Raw genomic sequence first — 15640 nt, 5'->3', positions numbered from 1 at the left:
CGCGATGGCCCATTCGAGCGAGGACGTATTGGCTCCCACCTGCGGCCCTTGTCGATTCCTGATGGAGCCGCACGGCGAGTTGCTCAGACGTGCGGGCGCTCAACAGCTTAGCGTTGCTAAGCAAAAGCGTAGACAGGGGGGCACCGTGGTTCAGCAGCACCTTCAAAGCGGCCGAAGGTCAGGACGTTCGGCCGCTATCGACCTTATCCGCATCTTTGGCATCATGGCCGTGGTAGTTGGTCATGTTTTTGAGACTGAGCTTATTCGCCAAGTCCTCTACACGTGGCACGTTCCTATCTTCTTTTTCCTCTCAGGTTATTTGTGGACTGGCAACAGGACTGTCAGGTTTGAGGTAGACAAGCGCTTTCGCACCCTTATCATCCCTTACACATCATGGCTGATCTTGATTGCTCTGCCGGTTGTTACGGCGTGGAGCATTGCTGGTCACCTTGACTTATCCCGTCTGATGACACTGCTTGTGGGCGGGTCCCATCTTGGGAGGCCGTTCTCTGCATTCTGGTTTGTCACGGCCCTATTCTTTTCCACGGTCCTGTTTCGGCTTCTGGAAAACAGGGCAGCACTGAGATGGGCATTCCTCTTGTCCGGGCTCATCCTGGCAGCGACAATTGGGGAAGTCTTGGCGGAGCTTCCACTTTCCTTGGGCTTGGCTGTTCCGTGTACGATCTTTATTGCCGCAGGCGCGGCCCTCAAAAGGTATCGTAGCCGGATCCCTTACCCAACAGCTGCGGCAGCTGTTTCGCTCGGTGCGTCCGTGCTGATGGTCTCCACCGGTACGTCTGCCCCAATGGACATAAAGGCGGGCGACTTCGGGACCCCAGTACTGGGAATGATCGTGGCCACATCCGTTTGTTTCGGCCTGACTCTCATAGTTGAAGTCGGGGCTAAGAATCTGGGGTCCACCTTCGATACCATAACCAGCCTCCTAGCCAAGGGCGGCCTCATGGTTGTGCTCACGCATGCGCTCTTCATCTGGCTGCTGACTTTGACGCCACTCAACCAATGGAGTGTCTTGGCGGCTTCTCTAGTTGTTCCGTGGACACTCGCGACACTAGTTGGCCGGACGCGGTTGTCCCCTTTTCTGCTTGGAGTGCGCCAGCAAAGGCGGCGCGTATGGCGCAGCTAACTTCATGTATCGTCTACCTGACGAGCACCCAAATCTATGGAGGATCCTCTTGCCGACGCCCTGGACCACCCGGATCGCGCACCGCAATGCAGGCAAAGAGACCAACATCCCTTGGTGGGTGCACGACAAATTCAAGCTGCACAATTTCTGCAAAGAGCATGGTTTTCCGACTCCGGATGTCTACAACTTCTGGAAGACGCCTGGAGAAATCACTTTCGACGGTGCACCCAAGAAATTCGTCCTGAAACCTACGGTGATGTTCTCCATGTGGGGCGTCATGCTGCTCGAGAAGCTGGATGACGGGACTTTCCATGACGAACTCAAAGACCGGGTGCTGACGTTCGAGAACATCCAGGCCGAGCAGCAAAAGGTCTACGAACGATGCAAATACAAAGGCGCTTATCGTTTGATGATGGAAGAGAAAATCGAAAGCCGCAACCCTGGGCAGCCCGTGCCGCTCGACTATAAAATTGCGGTCTTCTATGACGAGCCCGGTCAGGTTCAGCAGATCAACCGGAATCCTGCGATCCCGGAAAACGCGTTCTTCGATGGGTCCTTCGAACCGCTGGACCTCACTCACACCATCATTAGTGACTGGTCGACGACGAAGCGGGGAGAGCACGACCGTCCAGACGACTATGAGGAGATGCTCCAGATCGCTGCTGACGTGACCAAGAAACTTGGTACACCTTTCATGCGGGTAGACATGTTTGCCGGCCCGAGCGGGCCGGTTGTTGGCGAACTGACGGCTTCTCCGGGTGATGCCTTTTACGGGAACAACTACAAGCTTGCGGATGCCTACGATCTGGAACTAGGACGGATGTGGCTGGAAGCTGAGCAGCGGATCGCAGATCACAACGCCCAGGACTCGTTGTCCGATGCTCCTGGCTAGGTCCTAGGCCACTGTGAGTCCCACCCGGGGTACAAAGTGAAACATCTCAAACGGCTGGTCTGCGCATCCTGCAACATTGGCATCACGAGTGTGATGAGTGTTACAAGGCTGTAACCGGAACCTCTTATCTTCGTCACAATCTTCCATTAGCTTTTTCTCTTATCAGGAACACCTGATGACAGCATCAAAGGCACCCGCCTTTCGATCGGGGAGAAAAACTACATGACTGCACTTCGCAAGACCGGGCCGCTTGGCCTCGGGGATGGGTACGGCCGCGCAGCAAGGCTGGCAGCATTGGGCGTAGGCGTCGCCCTGTTCGCCTCAGCCTGCGGCAGCGGCGGTGACTCTGGAACCGACTCCTCACCGTCCGGGGATTCTTCTTCGCCAGCAGCTAACAGTTCGGTACTTTCCTGCCCGCCCAGCCAGGGCGGCAAGGGTGAGGACCCCGGAGAGAAGGGTGACCCCTCAGCGGTTCCAGCCTCCACCGGGACAACGGACACTCCGCTCAAGCTCGGGACCCTGCTGCCCACCACAGGTGCCCTCGCCTTCCTCGGCCCGCCGGAAATTGCCGGCGTCGATCTGGCCGTTGAAGAGGTCAACGCAGCAGGCGGCGTCCTCGGCCAGCCCATCGAAGTTGTTCACCGAGACTCCGGCGATACCACCACGGACATCGCCACGCAGTCCGTGACGGATCTGCTGGGACAGGACGTCAGCGCCATCATCGGTGCTGCTTCGTCCGGTGTTTCCAAGACTGTCATCAACCAGATCACCGGAGCCGGAGTCATTCAGTTCTCCCCGGCCAACACCTCCCCGGACTTCACTGACTGGGATGACAACGGGCTTTACTGGCGCACCGCTCCCTCCGATGTTCTCCAGGGCCGTACCCTGGGCAACTACATCATGGAGTGCGGCGCCCAGACCGTTGGCATGATCGTGCTGAACGACGCTTACGGCACCGGCCTGCAGCAGAACATCAAGAGCTCCGTTGAGGCCGCAGGCGGCCAGGTCGTGGCAGAGCCGATGTTCAATGAAGGCGATTCCCAGTTCAGCAGCCAGGTTGACGCTGTTACCAGCGCCGACCCGGATGCAATTGTGGTGATCAGCTTCGACCAGGCCAAGAGCATCGCACCGCTGCTGACCGGCAAGGGCGTTGACCCGTCACAGATCTTCTTCGTTGACGGCAACACCTCGGACTACAGCGGCGACCTCGACGCCGGAACGCTCGAAGGCGCCCAGGGCACCATCCCCGGGCCGTTCGCCTCGGACAACTTCAAGGATGCCCTCCTCGGAATTGATCCGGCCCTGAAGGACTGGGCGTACGCGGGTGAAAGCTACGACGCAGTGACCATGCTGGCCCTGGCCGCAGAAGCTGCAGGCAGCACCGACGGCGCCGCCATGGCAGCCGAGCTGCAGGGCGTTTCAGCAGACGGTGAGAAGTGCTTCGACTTCGCCGGCTGCGTGACGATCCTGCGCGAAGGCGGAGACATCGACTACGACGGCTACTCCGGACCGGTTACCTTCGATGAGAACGGTGACCCGACAGAAGCCTTCATCGGTATCTACCAGTTCGACGCGGAGAACAAGCCGGTTCCGAGCCGCTCCGAGGTGGGCAAGCTCTAAGGCAGGCTGACACTAAATCACCACCGCACCACTCGAAGGGCCCCTGCTCCGGCAGGGGCCCTTCGCTGTGCGGCACAGGAACCCGGCGCAGGAACCCGGCACAGGAGGCACCGGCACAGGAGGCACCGGGCGCGGGGGGAGTGTTAGCGGTACGGAAGGCTCGTGACGAAGTCCGTACGCGGTCCACCAAGGCATGGGGGCGGGCGGCAGGTAACGGCCTGATCCGGAGAGGGCGGCGAGCACCCATTAAATCCGGGCCAGACCAGGGCACGCCAGACCAGGCAATGCCAGGTTAAAGCAGAGTGCCCGTCCGGAGCCGAAGCTCCGGACGGGCACTCGCCTGACTGGGACCAGGCCTAGGCCGTGTCAGCCAGGGTTCCCAGGTACAGCTGGATGACCTTGGGATCTTTCATCAGCTCGCGTCCGGTACCGGTGTACGCGTCCTTGCCCTGGTCGAGCACATACGCGCGGTCACAGATCTGCAGGCAGCGCCGGGCGTTTTGCTCCACCATGATCACCGAGACGCCGGCCCGGTTGATCTCATGTACGCGCAGGAACGTCTCATCCTGCTTCACGGGGGAGAGACCGGCGGAAGGCTCATCCAGCAGCAGCACAGCCGGCTCCATCATCAGGGCCCGGCCCATGGCCACCATCTGGCGTTCACCGCCGGAGAGCGAACCAGCACGCTGGCTGCGCCGCTTCTTCAGCTCCGGAAACAGGTCAGCCACAAACTCGAAGCGTTCCTTGAAGTTCTTCGGTTGCTGGTACAGGCCCATCTGCAGGTTCTCTTCAATGGTCAGCGACGCGAACACGTTGTTGTTCTGCGGCACGAACCCCACGCCTCGGCTGACCAGCTTGTTGGCCTTCAGCCCGGTGAGATCCTGCCCGCGCACCATAACGGTGCCCGAGTGGACCTTTACCAGGCCGAACATGGCCTTCAGCAGTGTGGACTTGCCGGCACCGTTCGGCCCGATGATGCCAATGAGTTCACCGCGGCGGGCTTCGATGGAACAACCGTTGAGGATGTTGACTCCGGGAATGTATCCCGCCACCAGGTCGGTGACCTTGACGACGGAGTCGCCCTCGAAATTTTCAGCCGTCATGCCATGTCCTTACGTTCCTGGATGGTCACGGGGGCCAGCCCCTCGCCGCCCTGAATGTCTGAATCCGGATCCTTCTCCAGAACCGCTTCGAGCTTCTCGAACCCTTCTGAATCGCCCAGGTCCACATCGTGGTGTGCGCCAAGGTAGGCATCAATCACGGCCTGGTCCTTCATGACTTCGGCAGGCGGGCCCTCGGCTACAACCTTGCCTTCAGCCATGACGATCACCCAGTCTGCGATGTGCCGGACCATGTGCATATCGTGTTCCACGAACAGGACCGTCATGCCTTCGGCCTTGAGGTTCTTGATGTGGTCCAGCAGGGACTGGGTCAGTGCCGGGTTCACACCTGCCATGGGCTCATCGAGCATTACCAGCTTGGGATTGACCATCAGCGCCCGCGCCATTTCCAGGAGCTTGCGCTGTCCGCCGGAGAGGGAAGCTGCATAGTCGGCGCGCTTGGCGTCGAGCTTGAACTTCGCCAGCAGGCCGTCGGCCTGTTCGGTGATCTCGTCCTCCCGCTTTTTCCACAGCGGCCGGAACAGCGCCCGGCGCAGGGCCTCGCCCGGCTGTTCATTGGCGCCCAGGCGCATATTCTCCAGCACCGTCAGCTTGCCCATGACCTTCGTCAGCTGGAACGTGCGCACCATTCCCAGCCGGGCGACCTTGTAGGCCGAAACACCCGCAAGGTCGCGGTCTTCGAACTTCCATTCCCCGGACTGCGGGGTATCGAATCCCGTGAGCAGGTTAAACAGCGTGGTCTTGCCGGCGCCGTTGGGGCCGATCAGGGCTGTGATCTTGTTCCGCGGGATCTCCACATGCTCGACGTCGACGGCGTGGATGCCGCCGTAGGTGCGGGTCACGTTGGAGGCCACCAGAATCGGATCGCGCTTGCGGCAGCCCGGTCCGATTGCGTCGGCGGCGATCGGGCGGTCATCGGTCATGTATTTGTTGCCCGCCCAGTTTTCGTGCTCGTCCACGGTTGCCGGTGCTTCGCCGGCCGGTACGGTTTCCGCCGCCGGTTCTGCGGCATGGGCACCGGGCCGGCGGGCCGGCTGGGGGCTCTCTGCTTGATGGCTCATGCGAATGACAGCTCCTTCTTATTACCCAGCACGCCCTGTGGCCGGAAGATCATCAGCAGCATGAGGGCTACACCTACAAGGATGTAACGCAGCTGCCCGGCCTGGGTAGTGTTCAGGAAGGTGATGGCCCCGGACTCAATGGCGCCGTAGAGCAGGCCCTGGGTCAGGGAAAGCACAGCCCAGAACATCATGGCGCCGATGACCGGGCCGAGCACGGTGGACATGCCGCCCAGCAGCAGTGCCGTGTAGAGGAAGAACGTCAGTTCGGTGCCGTAGTTGGCCGGCTGCACCGCTCCGCGGGGGAGCGTGAAGATAATGCCTGCCAGTGAACCGAGCATGCCGCCGATGATCAGGGCCTGCATCTTGTAGGCGTAGACGTTCTTGCCGAGCGAGCGTACGGCGTTCTCATCCTCACGGATTCCCTTGACCACACGGCCCCAGGGGCTGCGGACCAGAAGCCAGATGACCAGGCAGGCCAGTGCGACGACGGTCCAGGCCACCACACGGATCCACAGATCGCGTTCGTTCAGGCTGAACGGGCCGAGGTTGTACACACCGGGGGCGAAGGGGTTGAGCGAGTAGAACCCGCCCTCGAACGCCGCCAGGCCGTTGGCTGAACCGGTGACTTCCGTCAGGCCGTTGGTGGTCACGATGTAACGGACGATTTCCGCTGCGGCGATGGTGACGATTGCCAGGTAGTCCGCCCGCAGGCGCAGCGTGGGCAATCCGAGGATCACCGCAAAGGCCACGGAAGCGAGCATCGCGATCAGCAAAGCCACCGGCAGGGGAGCGTTGAAGCTCAGGGTGGGGATGGCGAAGCCGTAGGCTCCGATTGCCATAAAACCGGCCTGGCCAAAGTTCAGCAGTCCGGTGTAGCCGAAATGCACGGCCAGCCCGAGGGCCGCCAGCGCGTAGGCAGCAGTGGTGGGTGTGAAAAATTCGTTGACTGCACCCAGCAGGATGTTTCCAAAGTCCATGTCGAGGCCCCTAACCTATGCGCTCTCGGCGGCCGAGGATACCCTGCGGTCGAACCAGGAGGACGAGAATCATGATGAGCAGCGCGCCGACGTACTTCAGGTCCGCCTCGAGCCAGAGGGTGGAGATTTCCACGAAGAGTCCCACGATGATCGAGCCGATCAGGGCGCCGAAGACGGTGCCCAGCCCGCCCAGGGTCACGGACGCGAAGATCAGCAGCAGGATCTGCTGGCCCATGTTGAAGGAAACGCCGGGGCGGTAGTACGCCCACAGAATGCCGCCCAGCGCGGCAAGCGCGCCGCCGGCCATCCAGACAATACGGATCACGCGGTCGACGTCGATGCCCGAGGCAGCTGCCAGCGGGGGGTTGTCCGCGACGGCGCGGGTGGCCTTGCCGATCCGGGTTCGCAGCAGCAGCGCGGCCACGATCAGGATGACGACCAGCGAGACAACCAGGGAGACGAGGTTGTTCCGTGAGATGGATACCGGGCCCAGCTCCAGCATGGGACTCTGCGAGTTCGGCAGCTGCTGGGTGGCGCCGCCGAAGAAGAAGAGGATGGTGTAGCGCAGGGCGAGGGCCAGGCCGATGCTGACGATCATCATGGGCACCAGGCCGGTGCCGCGCCGGCGCAGCGGTTTCCAGAGCCCGGCGTCCTGCACATAGCCGAGTCCGGCGCCGCCGGCCACCGCCAGTATCAGCGCGAGCCAAAGCGGCAGGCCCAGCGCAGAGAACCCGAAGGCCAGTACGGCGCCGAAGGTCACCATCTCACCGTGGGCGAAGTTGGTCAGGCCGGTGGTGCCGAAGATCAGGGAGAGCCCGACGGCGCTCAGGGCCAACAGCAGCCCGAAGCTCAGCCCGGCCACGGCCCGTTCAACGAGCTTGGTGCCGAAGCTGTCCCCCTGGAGCACAATGCCCTCACCCAGGAGGAAGAGGGTGGTGATGTTTGAGGTTCCGGCGAAAGTTACTGTGCGCGGGTTCTGCTGGCCTTCAGCCAGTGCCACGCCTTCAGGCAGAGTGGATTCGTCCAGCTCTACTTCGTAGGCGCCCTGTTCGGGAACTCCGATGGACCATGACCCGTTCTCGGCAGTTTCAGTTTCGGCTTCGTAGCCGTTGGCGCTCGCCTTGATGGTCACACCCGAGACCGGGGAGCCGGCGTTCCGCAGGACGCCGCTGATACGGTCCTGGTACTCGGCGCCGTCGGTCACTTCGTCCTCTCCGGCACTGCCGGAGTCCTGCGCTGATACTTCGGTACTGCTCTCCGGTGCCGGGGATTCCGAGGCCGGGGGTGGAGCTGTCGTTGCATGCACGGCTGGGGCGGCGAGCAGCAGGCCGGCAAATATGCCGGCCACCGCCACGAGCATCCCCATATACCGGGCGAGTGCCGATATTCTTCCCAAAGTGAATTACCTCCGCCGGGGGTATATATGCGCCGGTTTTCGGCGCATTTTATATGTGACCTTTGTGATGTCAGTCACGAGTGGTGATCATGCTACCCGGCGTTTGTTTCGGTGGGGTGACACAAAGTGCGAGGTTGTGTCGCGATCAGGTAACGACTCCGCCGGGTGCTTCATTATGGAAGTCCGGAGCCAGTTTTGGGCCCTCTAGGTACCAAACCGTTACCAAACGGTGCGGCCGCGGCGGAATCATCCGGCCGCCCCGTACGTTCGGATTGGTAGGCTGATCTTTAAACCAAGCCCCCCAAGACGGAGGACACTTTCATGGCACTAGGCGGCAACCCGGTTTTCAACGGAAAGAATTTCCGTTCCCAGACCCGCGGCGGAGCGCCCACCGTTCCTGCAGGCGGCCCCTTTGCGGGGCAGGATCCTATGAGCCCGCAGGATCTGCAGAACCTTTACTCGGCACCGGCGGCAGGTCCGCGCGAGACCGGGCGGATGACGTACGACGACGTCATCATGAAAACACTCGGCTGCCTGGCAGTTGTGCTGCTCGGCGCCGCAATCCCGGTGTTCGTGCTGCCCGGGGCAGCCGGACTGCTGATGATCGTCGGCGCACTGGGCGGATTTGTCCTGGGCCTGGTCAACTCCTTCAAGCGTGAGCCGGTACCGGGGCTCATCCTCGCCTATGCACTTCTTGAGGGTATGTTCCTTGGCGCCCTGACCCAGGTGCTCAACGCCATGTTCCCCGGCATCGGCCTGCAGGCCGTGATCGGCACCCTGGCCGTCTTCGCCGTAACCCTCGTGCTGTTCAAGAGCGGCAAGGTCCGCGCGACGCCGAAGGCGATGCGCTTCTTTATGATCGCGCTCATCGGATACGCGGTGTTTTCGCTGGTCAACGTGGGCCTGATGATCTTCGGCGTAGTCGATGATCCGTGGGGCGTGCGCGGTATGGAAATTGCCGGCATTCCGCTGGGCATCATCATTGGCCTGCTGGCCGTAGGCCTGGCCGCCTTCTCCCTGATCATGGACTTCACCTCGATTGAGCAGGGCGTCAAGGCCGGCGCACCGCAGCGCTACTCCTGGACCGCTGCCTTCGGCCTGACCGTGACCCTGGTCTGGCTGTACGTGGAGATCATCCGCATCCTGGCTATCCTGCGCGGCAACGACTAACCGCAAAAGACAAGGCAATAACGGCGGGACCGCAGCTGCGAAGCTGCCGGTCCCGCCGTCCGTTAAGCCGAAATTCTCCGATTTCGCTTCTGCGCGCCCGGGCTGGTCCGTACCATCCGGAGTCACTGATCGAGGGGGAATCGTGACTGAGGTGCATCCGGAACCAGCTGCCGCCTTCCAGGAACTGCTCCTGGGCGCGGAAGAACTGCAGGCCTACCTGTCTGAACTGGCGGTCCTAACTCTTACGCTGCTCGGCAGCCAGGTCCTGGGCTGCTCACTGCTGATAGACCGTGCCCGCCGGGCCCGGGCCGAGGGGCACAGCGACGACCGGGCTGAGCGAATCGCCGGACCCGTCTTCGCCGACGGCGGCCCGGCCGCGGAAGCTGTGGCCACCGGAACGTCCGTGGTCGTCACCGACGCGTGGACAGAAAGGCGCTGGCACGGATTTCCGGGCAGCAGCGCTGAAGAAGGAGTGCGGAGCATGGCCGCAGTTCCGCTGGCGCTGGAAGGAAATGCCCGCGGGGCGCTCTGTGCCTTCTCGCCCCGCCCGCATCTTTTCCAGCCCCGCACGCTGCGCCTGGTGGAACGGACGGCGGCGGACGCGTCCCGGACCCTGCGGCTGGCACTGCGGATAGATAACCATCTGTTCCGGGCCCGCAACCTGCAGGCTGCCCTTGAATCCAGGACCGTGGTGGACATAGCGGTGGGCATCATCATGGCCCAGAACAACTGCAGCCAGGAGGCTGCGGTGGAGATCCTGCGCAGTGTCTCGAACACCCGCAACATGAAAATCCGCAGCGTTGCCGCCGGAGTAGTGGCCGCCGTCAGTGACAGGGTCCGGACACACTTCGAGGAATGAGGAAAAGGCTGGCTGTGCAGGGCCCCGGCGGGTCTAGGCTAAGAGGATGACTTTTGGGACCGGGGACACAGCCCTGCCGGCAACCGGCGCTCAGCACCGACTCGAACGGGGAAACGCAGCCGCCGTCGTAGCTTCACTCGGCGGAGGGCTGCGCAGCTACACCGTCGGGGGCACGCAGCTGGTGGAAACCTACCCCGATGAGAGCATTCCGCCGTCGGCCGCCGGGATTCTGCTGGCGCCCTGGGCCAACCGGATCGCCGGTGCGCGCTGGGAGCTGGACGGGCAGGAGCAGCAGCTGGACATCACCGAGCCGAAACTGCAGAACGCCATCCATGGACTGCTGCGGAACACCGGATACACGGCAGCGGAGAGCACGGCGGATTCGGTGCTGCTCACCGCGGAGATCTTCCCCCAGCACGGCTACCCGTTCCACCTGGTGCACTCGGTCCGGTACAGCCTGGACAGCGACGGCGGGCTGCGGGTGCGCCAGTCGCTGGCCAACGTCGGTGCCCGGAAGGCGCCGTTCGCGCTGGGCGCCCACCCGTTCCTGCGCCTGGGGGATGTGCCAAGCGAAGAGCTGACGCTCCGGGTCGACGCCGCCGCCCGCCTGACCACGGATGCCTCGCTCATCCCCACCGGGCGGGTGCCTGCGGACGGTGCGGAGAACCTCAGCGCCGGGCAGCGGGTGGGAGGGCTGGACCTGGACGCCGCGTTCACAGACCTGACCGCACGGGAAGGGCTGTTCCGGCACCAGCTCACCGCTCCTGACGGGCGCAGCGTGCAGCTTTGGGCTGAGCAGGAGTTCAGCTACGTACACGTTTTTGTCACGGACAAGCTGCCGGGCAGGTCCTGTGCTGTTGCCCTGGAGCCCATGACAGCGCCGGCAAACTGCTTCAATTCAGGCGATGGACTGCGCTGGCTGGAGCCGGGCGAGGAGTTCAGCGCCGAGTGGGGAATCCGGGCTGACCTCTGATCCGGAGGCAGCGTAAAGGTCAGGGAATGACCAGTTGAATATGGAAAGATGAGCCCATGAGACCACATGCGCGCAAAGTTGCCGCGCCCAAGGCTGTCCAGGCCGCTGCGGTGCGCTCTCAACGCGAAGGCGATGACGTTCCCTACGCGCTGCGTGTCAGCGCCTCCTGGGCCTGGCGGCTCGGCGTCGTACTGGTTGTTGGTGCGGGACTGGTGTGGCTGCTGGCCCACTTCTCCCTGCTGATTATTCCGTTGATGGTCGCTGCCCTGCTGGCCGGCCTGCTTGCACCGGTCAGCTCATGGCTGCGCCGGAACAAAGTGCCCTCCGGCCTGGCTGTCGCCGTCACAATCGTCTCTTTCCTTGGCCTGATCGTCGCCGCGCTGACCCTGGTGGGCCGGCAGCTGGCCCTTGGCTTCCGCGACCTCTGGGACGAAGTGATTACCGGCTTCGACCAGATCCAGGGCTGGCTCGCAGACGGCCCGCTGCGAGTAACATCCACGCAGATCGACAGCCTGCTCAACGAGGCGACCTCGGCCCTGCAGGACAACACAGCCAGCATTCTCTCCGGCGCTGTCAGTGTTGGTACCAGCGCCGGACACTTTGCCGCCGGAATCCTGCTGACATTGTTCGCGCTGGTCTTCTTCCTGCTCGACGGGCGAAAGATCTGGCGGTTTACCGTGGGCCTGATGCCGCAGCGGGCACGGCCCGCTGCCTTTGGGGCAGGAATCCGCGGCTGGGAATCCATGACCAACTATGTCCGGGTGCAGATGGTGGTCGCGTTCATCGACGCGGTTGGCATTGGCGGAGGCGCTGCGCTGATCGGTGTGCCGCTGGCGCTTCCCCTCGCCGTCCTGGTATTCCTGGGTTCCTTCATCCCGCTGATCGGCGCGTTCGTCACCGGTGGTATTGCCGTGCTGCTCGCGCTCGTCGCCAACGGCTGGCCCAATGCCGTCTTTATGCTCATCATCGTGCTGGTGGTCCAGCAGATTGAATCCCACATCCTGCAGCCGCTGATCATGGGCAAGGCAGTCTCCCTGCACCCCCTCGCTGTGATCCTCGCCGTCACCGGCGGCAGCCTGGTCGCGGGAATTCCCGGTGCCCTCTTCGCGGTACCCCTGATGGCCATCCTGAACGCCACGGTGCGCTACATCGCCGGCCGGCAGTGGGAGCACGACCCGATGCTGCACCGGGACGCTGAGTTCGGGCCACCGGGCACGGCTCCTCCGGAAGCCGGAGACGAAGAAGAAGACGAAGATCCCGAGGCCCTGCGCGAAGGCCAGGACACAGAACCCACTGCAACCAAAGAAGAGAACCAACGTTGAGCGATTCACCCCAGCTGCCAGTAACCCTTGACGACATCCAGGCGGCTGCAAAGCTGCTGGACGGGGTTATTGCCCATACCCCCATTGAGCAGTCCCGGGCGCTGGGACGGCTTACCGGGTCCGACGTGTACCTCAAATGCGAGAACCTCCAGCGGGCCGGCTCTTTTAAGGTCCGCGGCGCCTACGTCCGCATGGCCAAGCTCAGCGAGGAACAGAAGGCCCGCGGCGTCGTCGCGGCCTCTGCCGGCAACCACGCCCAGGGTGTTGCCGTCGCCGCAGCGCGGCTGGGCATCAAGGCCCGGATCTTTATGCCGCTCGGTGTCGCCCTGCCGAAGCTGGCCGCCACCCAGGGCCACGGTGCGGAAGTGGTGCTGCACGGCCACAACGTGGATGAAGCACTGGCTGAGGCGCAGCGCTACGCCGATGAAACCGGTGCTGTATTTGTGCACCCCTTCGACAACGTGGACATCGTGGCCGGACAGGGAACTCTGGGCCTGGAACTGCTGGAGCAGATCCCGAACCTGGACACCGTGCTGATGGGTGTCGGCGGAGGCGGACTGCTGGCCGGAGTCGCCGTCGCGATCAAGGAACGCGCACGGGAACTGGGCCGGGAAGTGAAGATCATCGGCGTCCAGGCCGAGAACGCCGCTGCCTACCCGCCGTCGCTGGCTGCCGACGCGCTGGTGCCGCTGAGCAAGGTATCCACGATTGCCGACGGCATCGCCGTTGGCCGTCCGGGGCAGCTTCCCTTCTCCATCATCAAGGAACTGGTCGACGACGTCGTCACCGTCAGTGAGGATTCACTGGCCCGTGCCCTGATCTTCCTGCTGGAACGGGCCAAACTGGTGGTTGAACCCGCCGGTGCCGTGGGGGTTGCCGCACTGCTCGACGGAAAAATCGAGAATCCGGGCAACACTGCTGTGATCCTCTCGGGCGGAAACATTGATCCGATGCTTATGCTGAAGGTAATCCAGCGCGGCCTCGCGGCCGCCGGCCGCTACCTGGTGGTGCGGATGCTGCTGGATGACCGTCCGGGCTCACTGGCCACGATTTCGCGGATCATCGCCGAGTCCGACGCCAACGTCACCGGAGTGGACCACACCAGGGTGGGAGGATCGATCAGCATGGGCGACGTAGCAATCACCATCAATATGGAAACCAAGGGGCACGAGCACTGCGAGAAGGTGCTGCAGAATCTGCGCGCCGAAGGCTTCCACCCCGTAGTGCTGCACGGCTAAGCCATGAAGCAGCGGGCGAAGAGCGCACTGGTTGTTGCAGCCTGCTTCACCGCGGGCCTGTGGATCATCTACTTCCTGACCCTGCCCTTTCAGACCACGCTGCTTCCCGGCCTGGGCATCATCCCGCGGCAGCTGGACGGACTGGACGGGATTGTGTTTTCCCCGCTCCTGCACGCCGGAACCGGCCACCTGATCAGCAACTCGCTGCCGCTGCTGGCTTTCGCGTTCCTGGTGCTGCTGGAGGGGCTGCGCCGGTTCGCAGCTGTGCTGGCGATCTGCTGGCTTGCCTCGGGCCTGGGGGTGTGGCTCTTTGGCGGGGGACTGACCATCGGGGTGTCCGGCGTCGTTTTTGGTTTGTTCGCGTACCTGATGGTCCGCGGGTTCTATAACCGGGACCTGATCCAGATCCTGCTGGGCGGGGTGCTGTTCCTGATCTACGGCTCCCTGCTGTGGGGAGTGCTGCCCACTGCCGCCGGAGTGTCCTGGCAGTCCCACCTCTTTGGTGCCGCCGGAGGAGTGATTGCAGCGATCCTGCTGCGGCGCCGGGACGACGGCCCGGAAAGCACGAACGGGCCCGCCATCCGGCGGACCCGTTCCTGAAAGCGGCGTGGCTACCCGGCGTAAGGGGTGGCTGAAACAATCTCCACGGAGATGCTCTTGCCGTTCGGTGCTGCGTAGGACGTGGACTCACCGGCACGCAGGCCGTTGATGGCCGCGCCGAGAGGCGACTTCTCGCTGTAGACGTCGATGTCGCTGTCCCCGGCGATTTCGCGGCTGCCAAGCAGGAACTTCTCCAGGTCACCGGCAATCCTGGCCTCAACCAGCATACCGGGTTCCACCACGCCGTCATCCGCCGGAGCTTCGCCGACGTGCGCGTTCTCAAGGAGCTGCGTCAGCTGGCGGATGCGGGCTTCAGCCTTGCCCTGCTCCTCCTTGGCTGCGTGGTAGCCGCCGTTCTCCTTCAGGTCGCCTTCAGACCGTGCCTGTTCGATGCGAGCAACGATCTCAGTCCGGCCCGGGCCGGAAAGGTGGTCCAGCTCCGCCTTCAGGCGGTCGTAAGACTCTTGCGTGAGCCAGGCGACAGATGCGCTGTTGGTAGACACGGGTCTCTCCTTATGTGACATCCGAACCCAGGGAACAGGTTCGGCTTGGCTGAAATTGCCGGCGAGGCCGGATGGCCTGACAAGCAAAGACCCCGCCGGACGGTGACCGGTTTGCTCGGATTTTTATCCGGCGATCACCTGGGCGGGGCGTAACGTAGCCTCCATACTAGTCAGCAGGAGGCACAAACCCAAGACGTGCGGCCGGGTTTCTCCGCGAGTAGATCCTGCAGGAGCGCGGAACTAGGATTCCTGTTCCACAATCCAGCAGGCGTTGACGCCGCCCGTCACCCCCAGCGAGTCCGTCCGAACCGAGGTGCTCACCGACACGGTGGGGGTCTCGCCCGCGGGAATCCGGACGGTCTTCCAGCCCACCACGGCATAGCTTTCACTGAGGACCTGCACAGCGCAGTCCACCGTGGCATCGGCGGGCCTGGTGACATTGAAGTCGACGACGGCGGAGGTGGCGTCCGGAATGGTGAACCCGACGTCCTTGGAGGTCAGGGTGCCGGCTCCGGAGGGGATGGCCATGAAGATCACGGCACCGACTGCCGCAGCCCCGGCGAGCGAGCCCAGGACAATCTTGGTGCGGGAGCTGAGTCCCGGCTTGGGCGCGCCATAGCGATTGGCTAATCTTGTCTCGGGCGACGAACCGTCCGCGGGGCGCTCGGGAACCGGTACGCCGTCTGTGCTGTCCCCAGTACTGTCCCGAATGCTGTCCTCAGTGCTCACTGTTTCATTTTATCGAACATTCTTGTCGGCGCGTT

Annotated in this window: 15 protein-coding genes; 9 read left to right on the top strand and 6 right to left on the bottom strand. The window is 63.2% G+C overall.

Annotated elements, in window-relative coordinates; translation table 11 throughout:
* Positions 1-4: 4 nt before the first annotated feature.
* From ACWGQ2_RS01190 to ACWGQ2_RS01180, 3 genes are all read left to right on the top strand, one after another.
* Positions 5-1144, top strand: coding sequence for an acyltransferase family protein (locus ACWGQ2_RS01190; RefSeq protein ID WP_452014466.1), 1140 nt, complete (start codon positions 5-7; stop codon positions 1142-1144).
* A 49-nt stretch (positions 1145-1193) separates the two neighbouring features.
* Complete coding sequence (locus tag ACWGQ2_RS01185) at positions 1194-2036, top strand: ATP-grasp fold amidoligase family protein (protein ID WP_452013486.1); 843 nt, start codon at positions 1194-1196, stop codon at positions 2034-2036.
* A 222-nt stretch (positions 2037-2258) separates the two neighbouring features.
* Positions 2259-3656 carry an ABC transporter substrate-binding protein gene (locus ACWGQ2_RS01180; protein ID WP_452013484.1) on the top strand — a complete coding sequence of 466 codons (1398 nt, stop codon included), beginning with the start codon at positions 2259-2261 and terminating at the stop codon, positions 3654-3656.
* A gap of 356 nt (positions 3657-4012) precedes the next feature.
* On the opposite strand, the gene ACWGQ2_RS01175 is transcribed toward ACWGQ2_RS01180, so the two are convergent.
* The 4 genes from ACWGQ2_RS01175 to ACWGQ2_RS01160 form a co-directional block, all read right to left on the bottom strand.
* On the bottom strand, positions 4013-4759 hold the full coding sequence (locus ACWGQ2_RS01175; RefSeq protein WP_227895187.1) for an ABC transporter ATP-binding protein: 747 nt from the start codon (positions 4757-4759) through the stop codon (positions 4013-4015).
* Positions 4756-5700, bottom strand: a complete 945-nt coding sequence (locus ACWGQ2_RS01170) for an ABC transporter ATP-binding protein (RefSeq protein ID WP_452014464.1) — start codon at positions 5698-5700, stop codon at positions 4756-4758. The genes ACWGQ2_RS01175 and ACWGQ2_RS01170 overlap by 4 nt, the downstream gene beginning before the upstream one ends.
* A gap of 134 nt (positions 5701-5834) precedes the next feature.
* Positions 5835-6815: a branched-chain amino acid ABC transporter permease gene (locus ACWGQ2_RS01165; protein ID WP_452013481.1), complete on the bottom strand. Its 981-nt coding sequence runs from the start codon at positions 6813-6815 to the stop codon at positions 5835-5837.
* Between the two features lie 10 nt (positions 6816-6825).
* Entirely contained in the window at positions 6826-8181 is a 1356-nt protein-coding gene (locus ACWGQ2_RS01160; protein ID WP_452014462.1) for a branched-chain amino acid ABC transporter permease, read from the bottom strand.
* 351 nt (positions 8182-8532) lie between these two features.
* On the opposite strand from ACWGQ2_RS01160, the gene ACWGQ2_RS01155 reads away from it, so the two are divergent.
* The 6 genes from ACWGQ2_RS01155 (at position 8533) to ACWGQ2_RS01130 (ending at position 14373) form a co-directional block, all read left to right on the top strand.
* The gene (locus tag ACWGQ2_RS01155; RefSeq protein ID WP_452013478.1) at positions 8533-9381 is read left to right on the top strand and encodes a Bax inhibitor-1/YccA family protein; all 849 of its coding nucleotides are present in this window, start codon (positions 8533-8535) and stop codon (positions 9379-9381) included.
* A gap of 142 nt (positions 9382-9523) precedes the next feature.
* Entirely contained in the window at positions 9524-10240 is a 717-nt protein-coding gene (locus ACWGQ2_RS01150) for a GAF and ANTAR domain-containing protein (protein WP_452013475.1), read from the top strand.
* 46 nt (positions 10241-10286) lie between these two features.
* Positions 10287-11213, top strand: a complete 927-nt coding sequence (locus tag ACWGQ2_RS01145; RefSeq protein ID WP_452013473.1) for an aldose 1-epimerase family protein — start codon at positions 10287-10289, stop codon at positions 11211-11213.
* Between the two features lie 56 nt (positions 11214-11269).
* The gene (locus tag ACWGQ2_RS01140) at positions 11270-12535 is read left to right on the top strand and encodes an AI-2E family transporter (protein ID WP_452013470.1); all 1266 of its coding nucleotides are present in this window, start codon (positions 11270-11272) and stop codon (positions 12533-12535) included.
* Positions 12532-13773, top strand: a complete 1242-nt coding sequence (gene ilvA, locus ACWGQ2_RS01135; RefSeq protein ID WP_452013467.1) for a threonine ammonia-lyase — start codon at positions 12532-12534, stop codon at positions 13771-13773. Before ACWGQ2_RS01140 ends, ilvA begins: the two co-directional genes overlap by 4 nt.
* Before the next feature lie 3 nt (positions 13774-13776).
* On the top strand, positions 13777-14373 hold the full coding sequence (locus tag ACWGQ2_RS01130; protein ID WP_452013465.1) for a rhomboid family intramembrane serine protease: 597 nt from the start codon (positions 13777-13779) through the stop codon (positions 14371-14373).
* 11 nt (positions 14374-14384) lie between these two features.
* Here the strand turns inward: ACWGQ2_RS01130 and greA are convergent, their stop codons facing one another.
* Both greA and ACWGQ2_RS01120 read right to left on the bottom strand, forming a co-directional pair.
* Positions 14385-14897, bottom strand: coding sequence for a transcription elongation factor GreA (gene greA / locus ACWGQ2_RS01125; protein WP_452013463.1), 513 nt, complete (start codon positions 14895-14897; stop codon positions 14385-14387).
* 219 nt (positions 14898-15116) lie between these two features.
* Positions 15117-15605, bottom strand: coding sequence for a DUF4307 domain-containing protein (locus tag ACWGQ2_RS01120; protein WP_452013461.1), 489 nt, complete (start codon positions 15603-15605; stop codon positions 15117-15119).
* Positions 15606-15640: the final 35 nt, after the last annotated feature.

It is taken from the genome of Arthrobacter sp. NPDC055585 (assembly GCF_053619115.1).
Note: the sequence above shows the minus strand (reverse complement) of the source record. Positions and strands in the feature narration are given on the sequence as shown.

Bases quoted from the DNA above. Each gene is read 5' to 3' on its own strand.
- ACWGQ2_RS01190 (WP_452014466.1), top strand. From the start codon at position 5: ATGGCCCATTCGAGCGAGGACGTATTGGCTCCCACCTGCGGCCCTTGT.
- ACWGQ2_RS01180 (WP_452013484.1), top strand. From the start codon at position 2,259: ATGACTGCACTTCGCAAGACCGGGCCGCTTGGCCTCGGGGATGGGTAC.
- ACWGQ2_RS01175 (WP_227895187.1), bottom strand. From the start codon at position 4,759: ATGACGGCTGAAAATTTCGAGGGCGACTCCGTCGTCAAGGTCACCGAC.
- ACWGQ2_RS01170 (WP_452014464.1), bottom strand. From the start codon at position 5,700: ATGACCGATGACCGCCCGATCGCCGCCGACGCAATCGGACCGGGCTGC.
- ACWGQ2_RS01165 (WP_452013481.1), bottom strand. From the start codon at position 6,815: ATGGACTTTGGAAACATCCTGCTGGGTGCAGTCAACGAATTTTTCACA.
- ACWGQ2_RS01160 (WP_452014462.1), bottom strand. From the start codon at position 8,181: ATGGGGATGCTCGTGGCGGTGGCCGGCATATTTGCCGGCCTGCTGCTC.
- ACWGQ2_RS01155 (WP_452013478.1), top strand. From the start codon at position 8,533: ATGGCACTAGGCGGCAACCCGGTTTTCAACGGAAAGAATTTCCGTTCC.
- ACWGQ2_RS01145 (WP_452013473.1), top strand. From the start codon at position 10,287: ATGACTTTTGGGACCGGGGACACAGCCCTGCCGGCAACCGGCGCTCAG.
- ACWGQ2_RS01140 (WP_452013470.1), top strand. From the start codon at position 11,270: ATGAGACCACATGCGCGCAAAGTTGCCGCGCCCAAGGCTGTCCAGGCC.
- ACWGQ2_RS01130 (WP_452013465.1), top strand. From the start codon at position 13,777: ATGAAGCAGCGGGCGAAGAGCGCACTGGTTGTTGCAGCCTGCTTCACC.
- greA (WP_452013463.1), bottom strand. From the start codon at position 14,897: ATGTCACATAAGGAGAGACCCGTGTCTACCAACAGCGCATCTGTCGCC.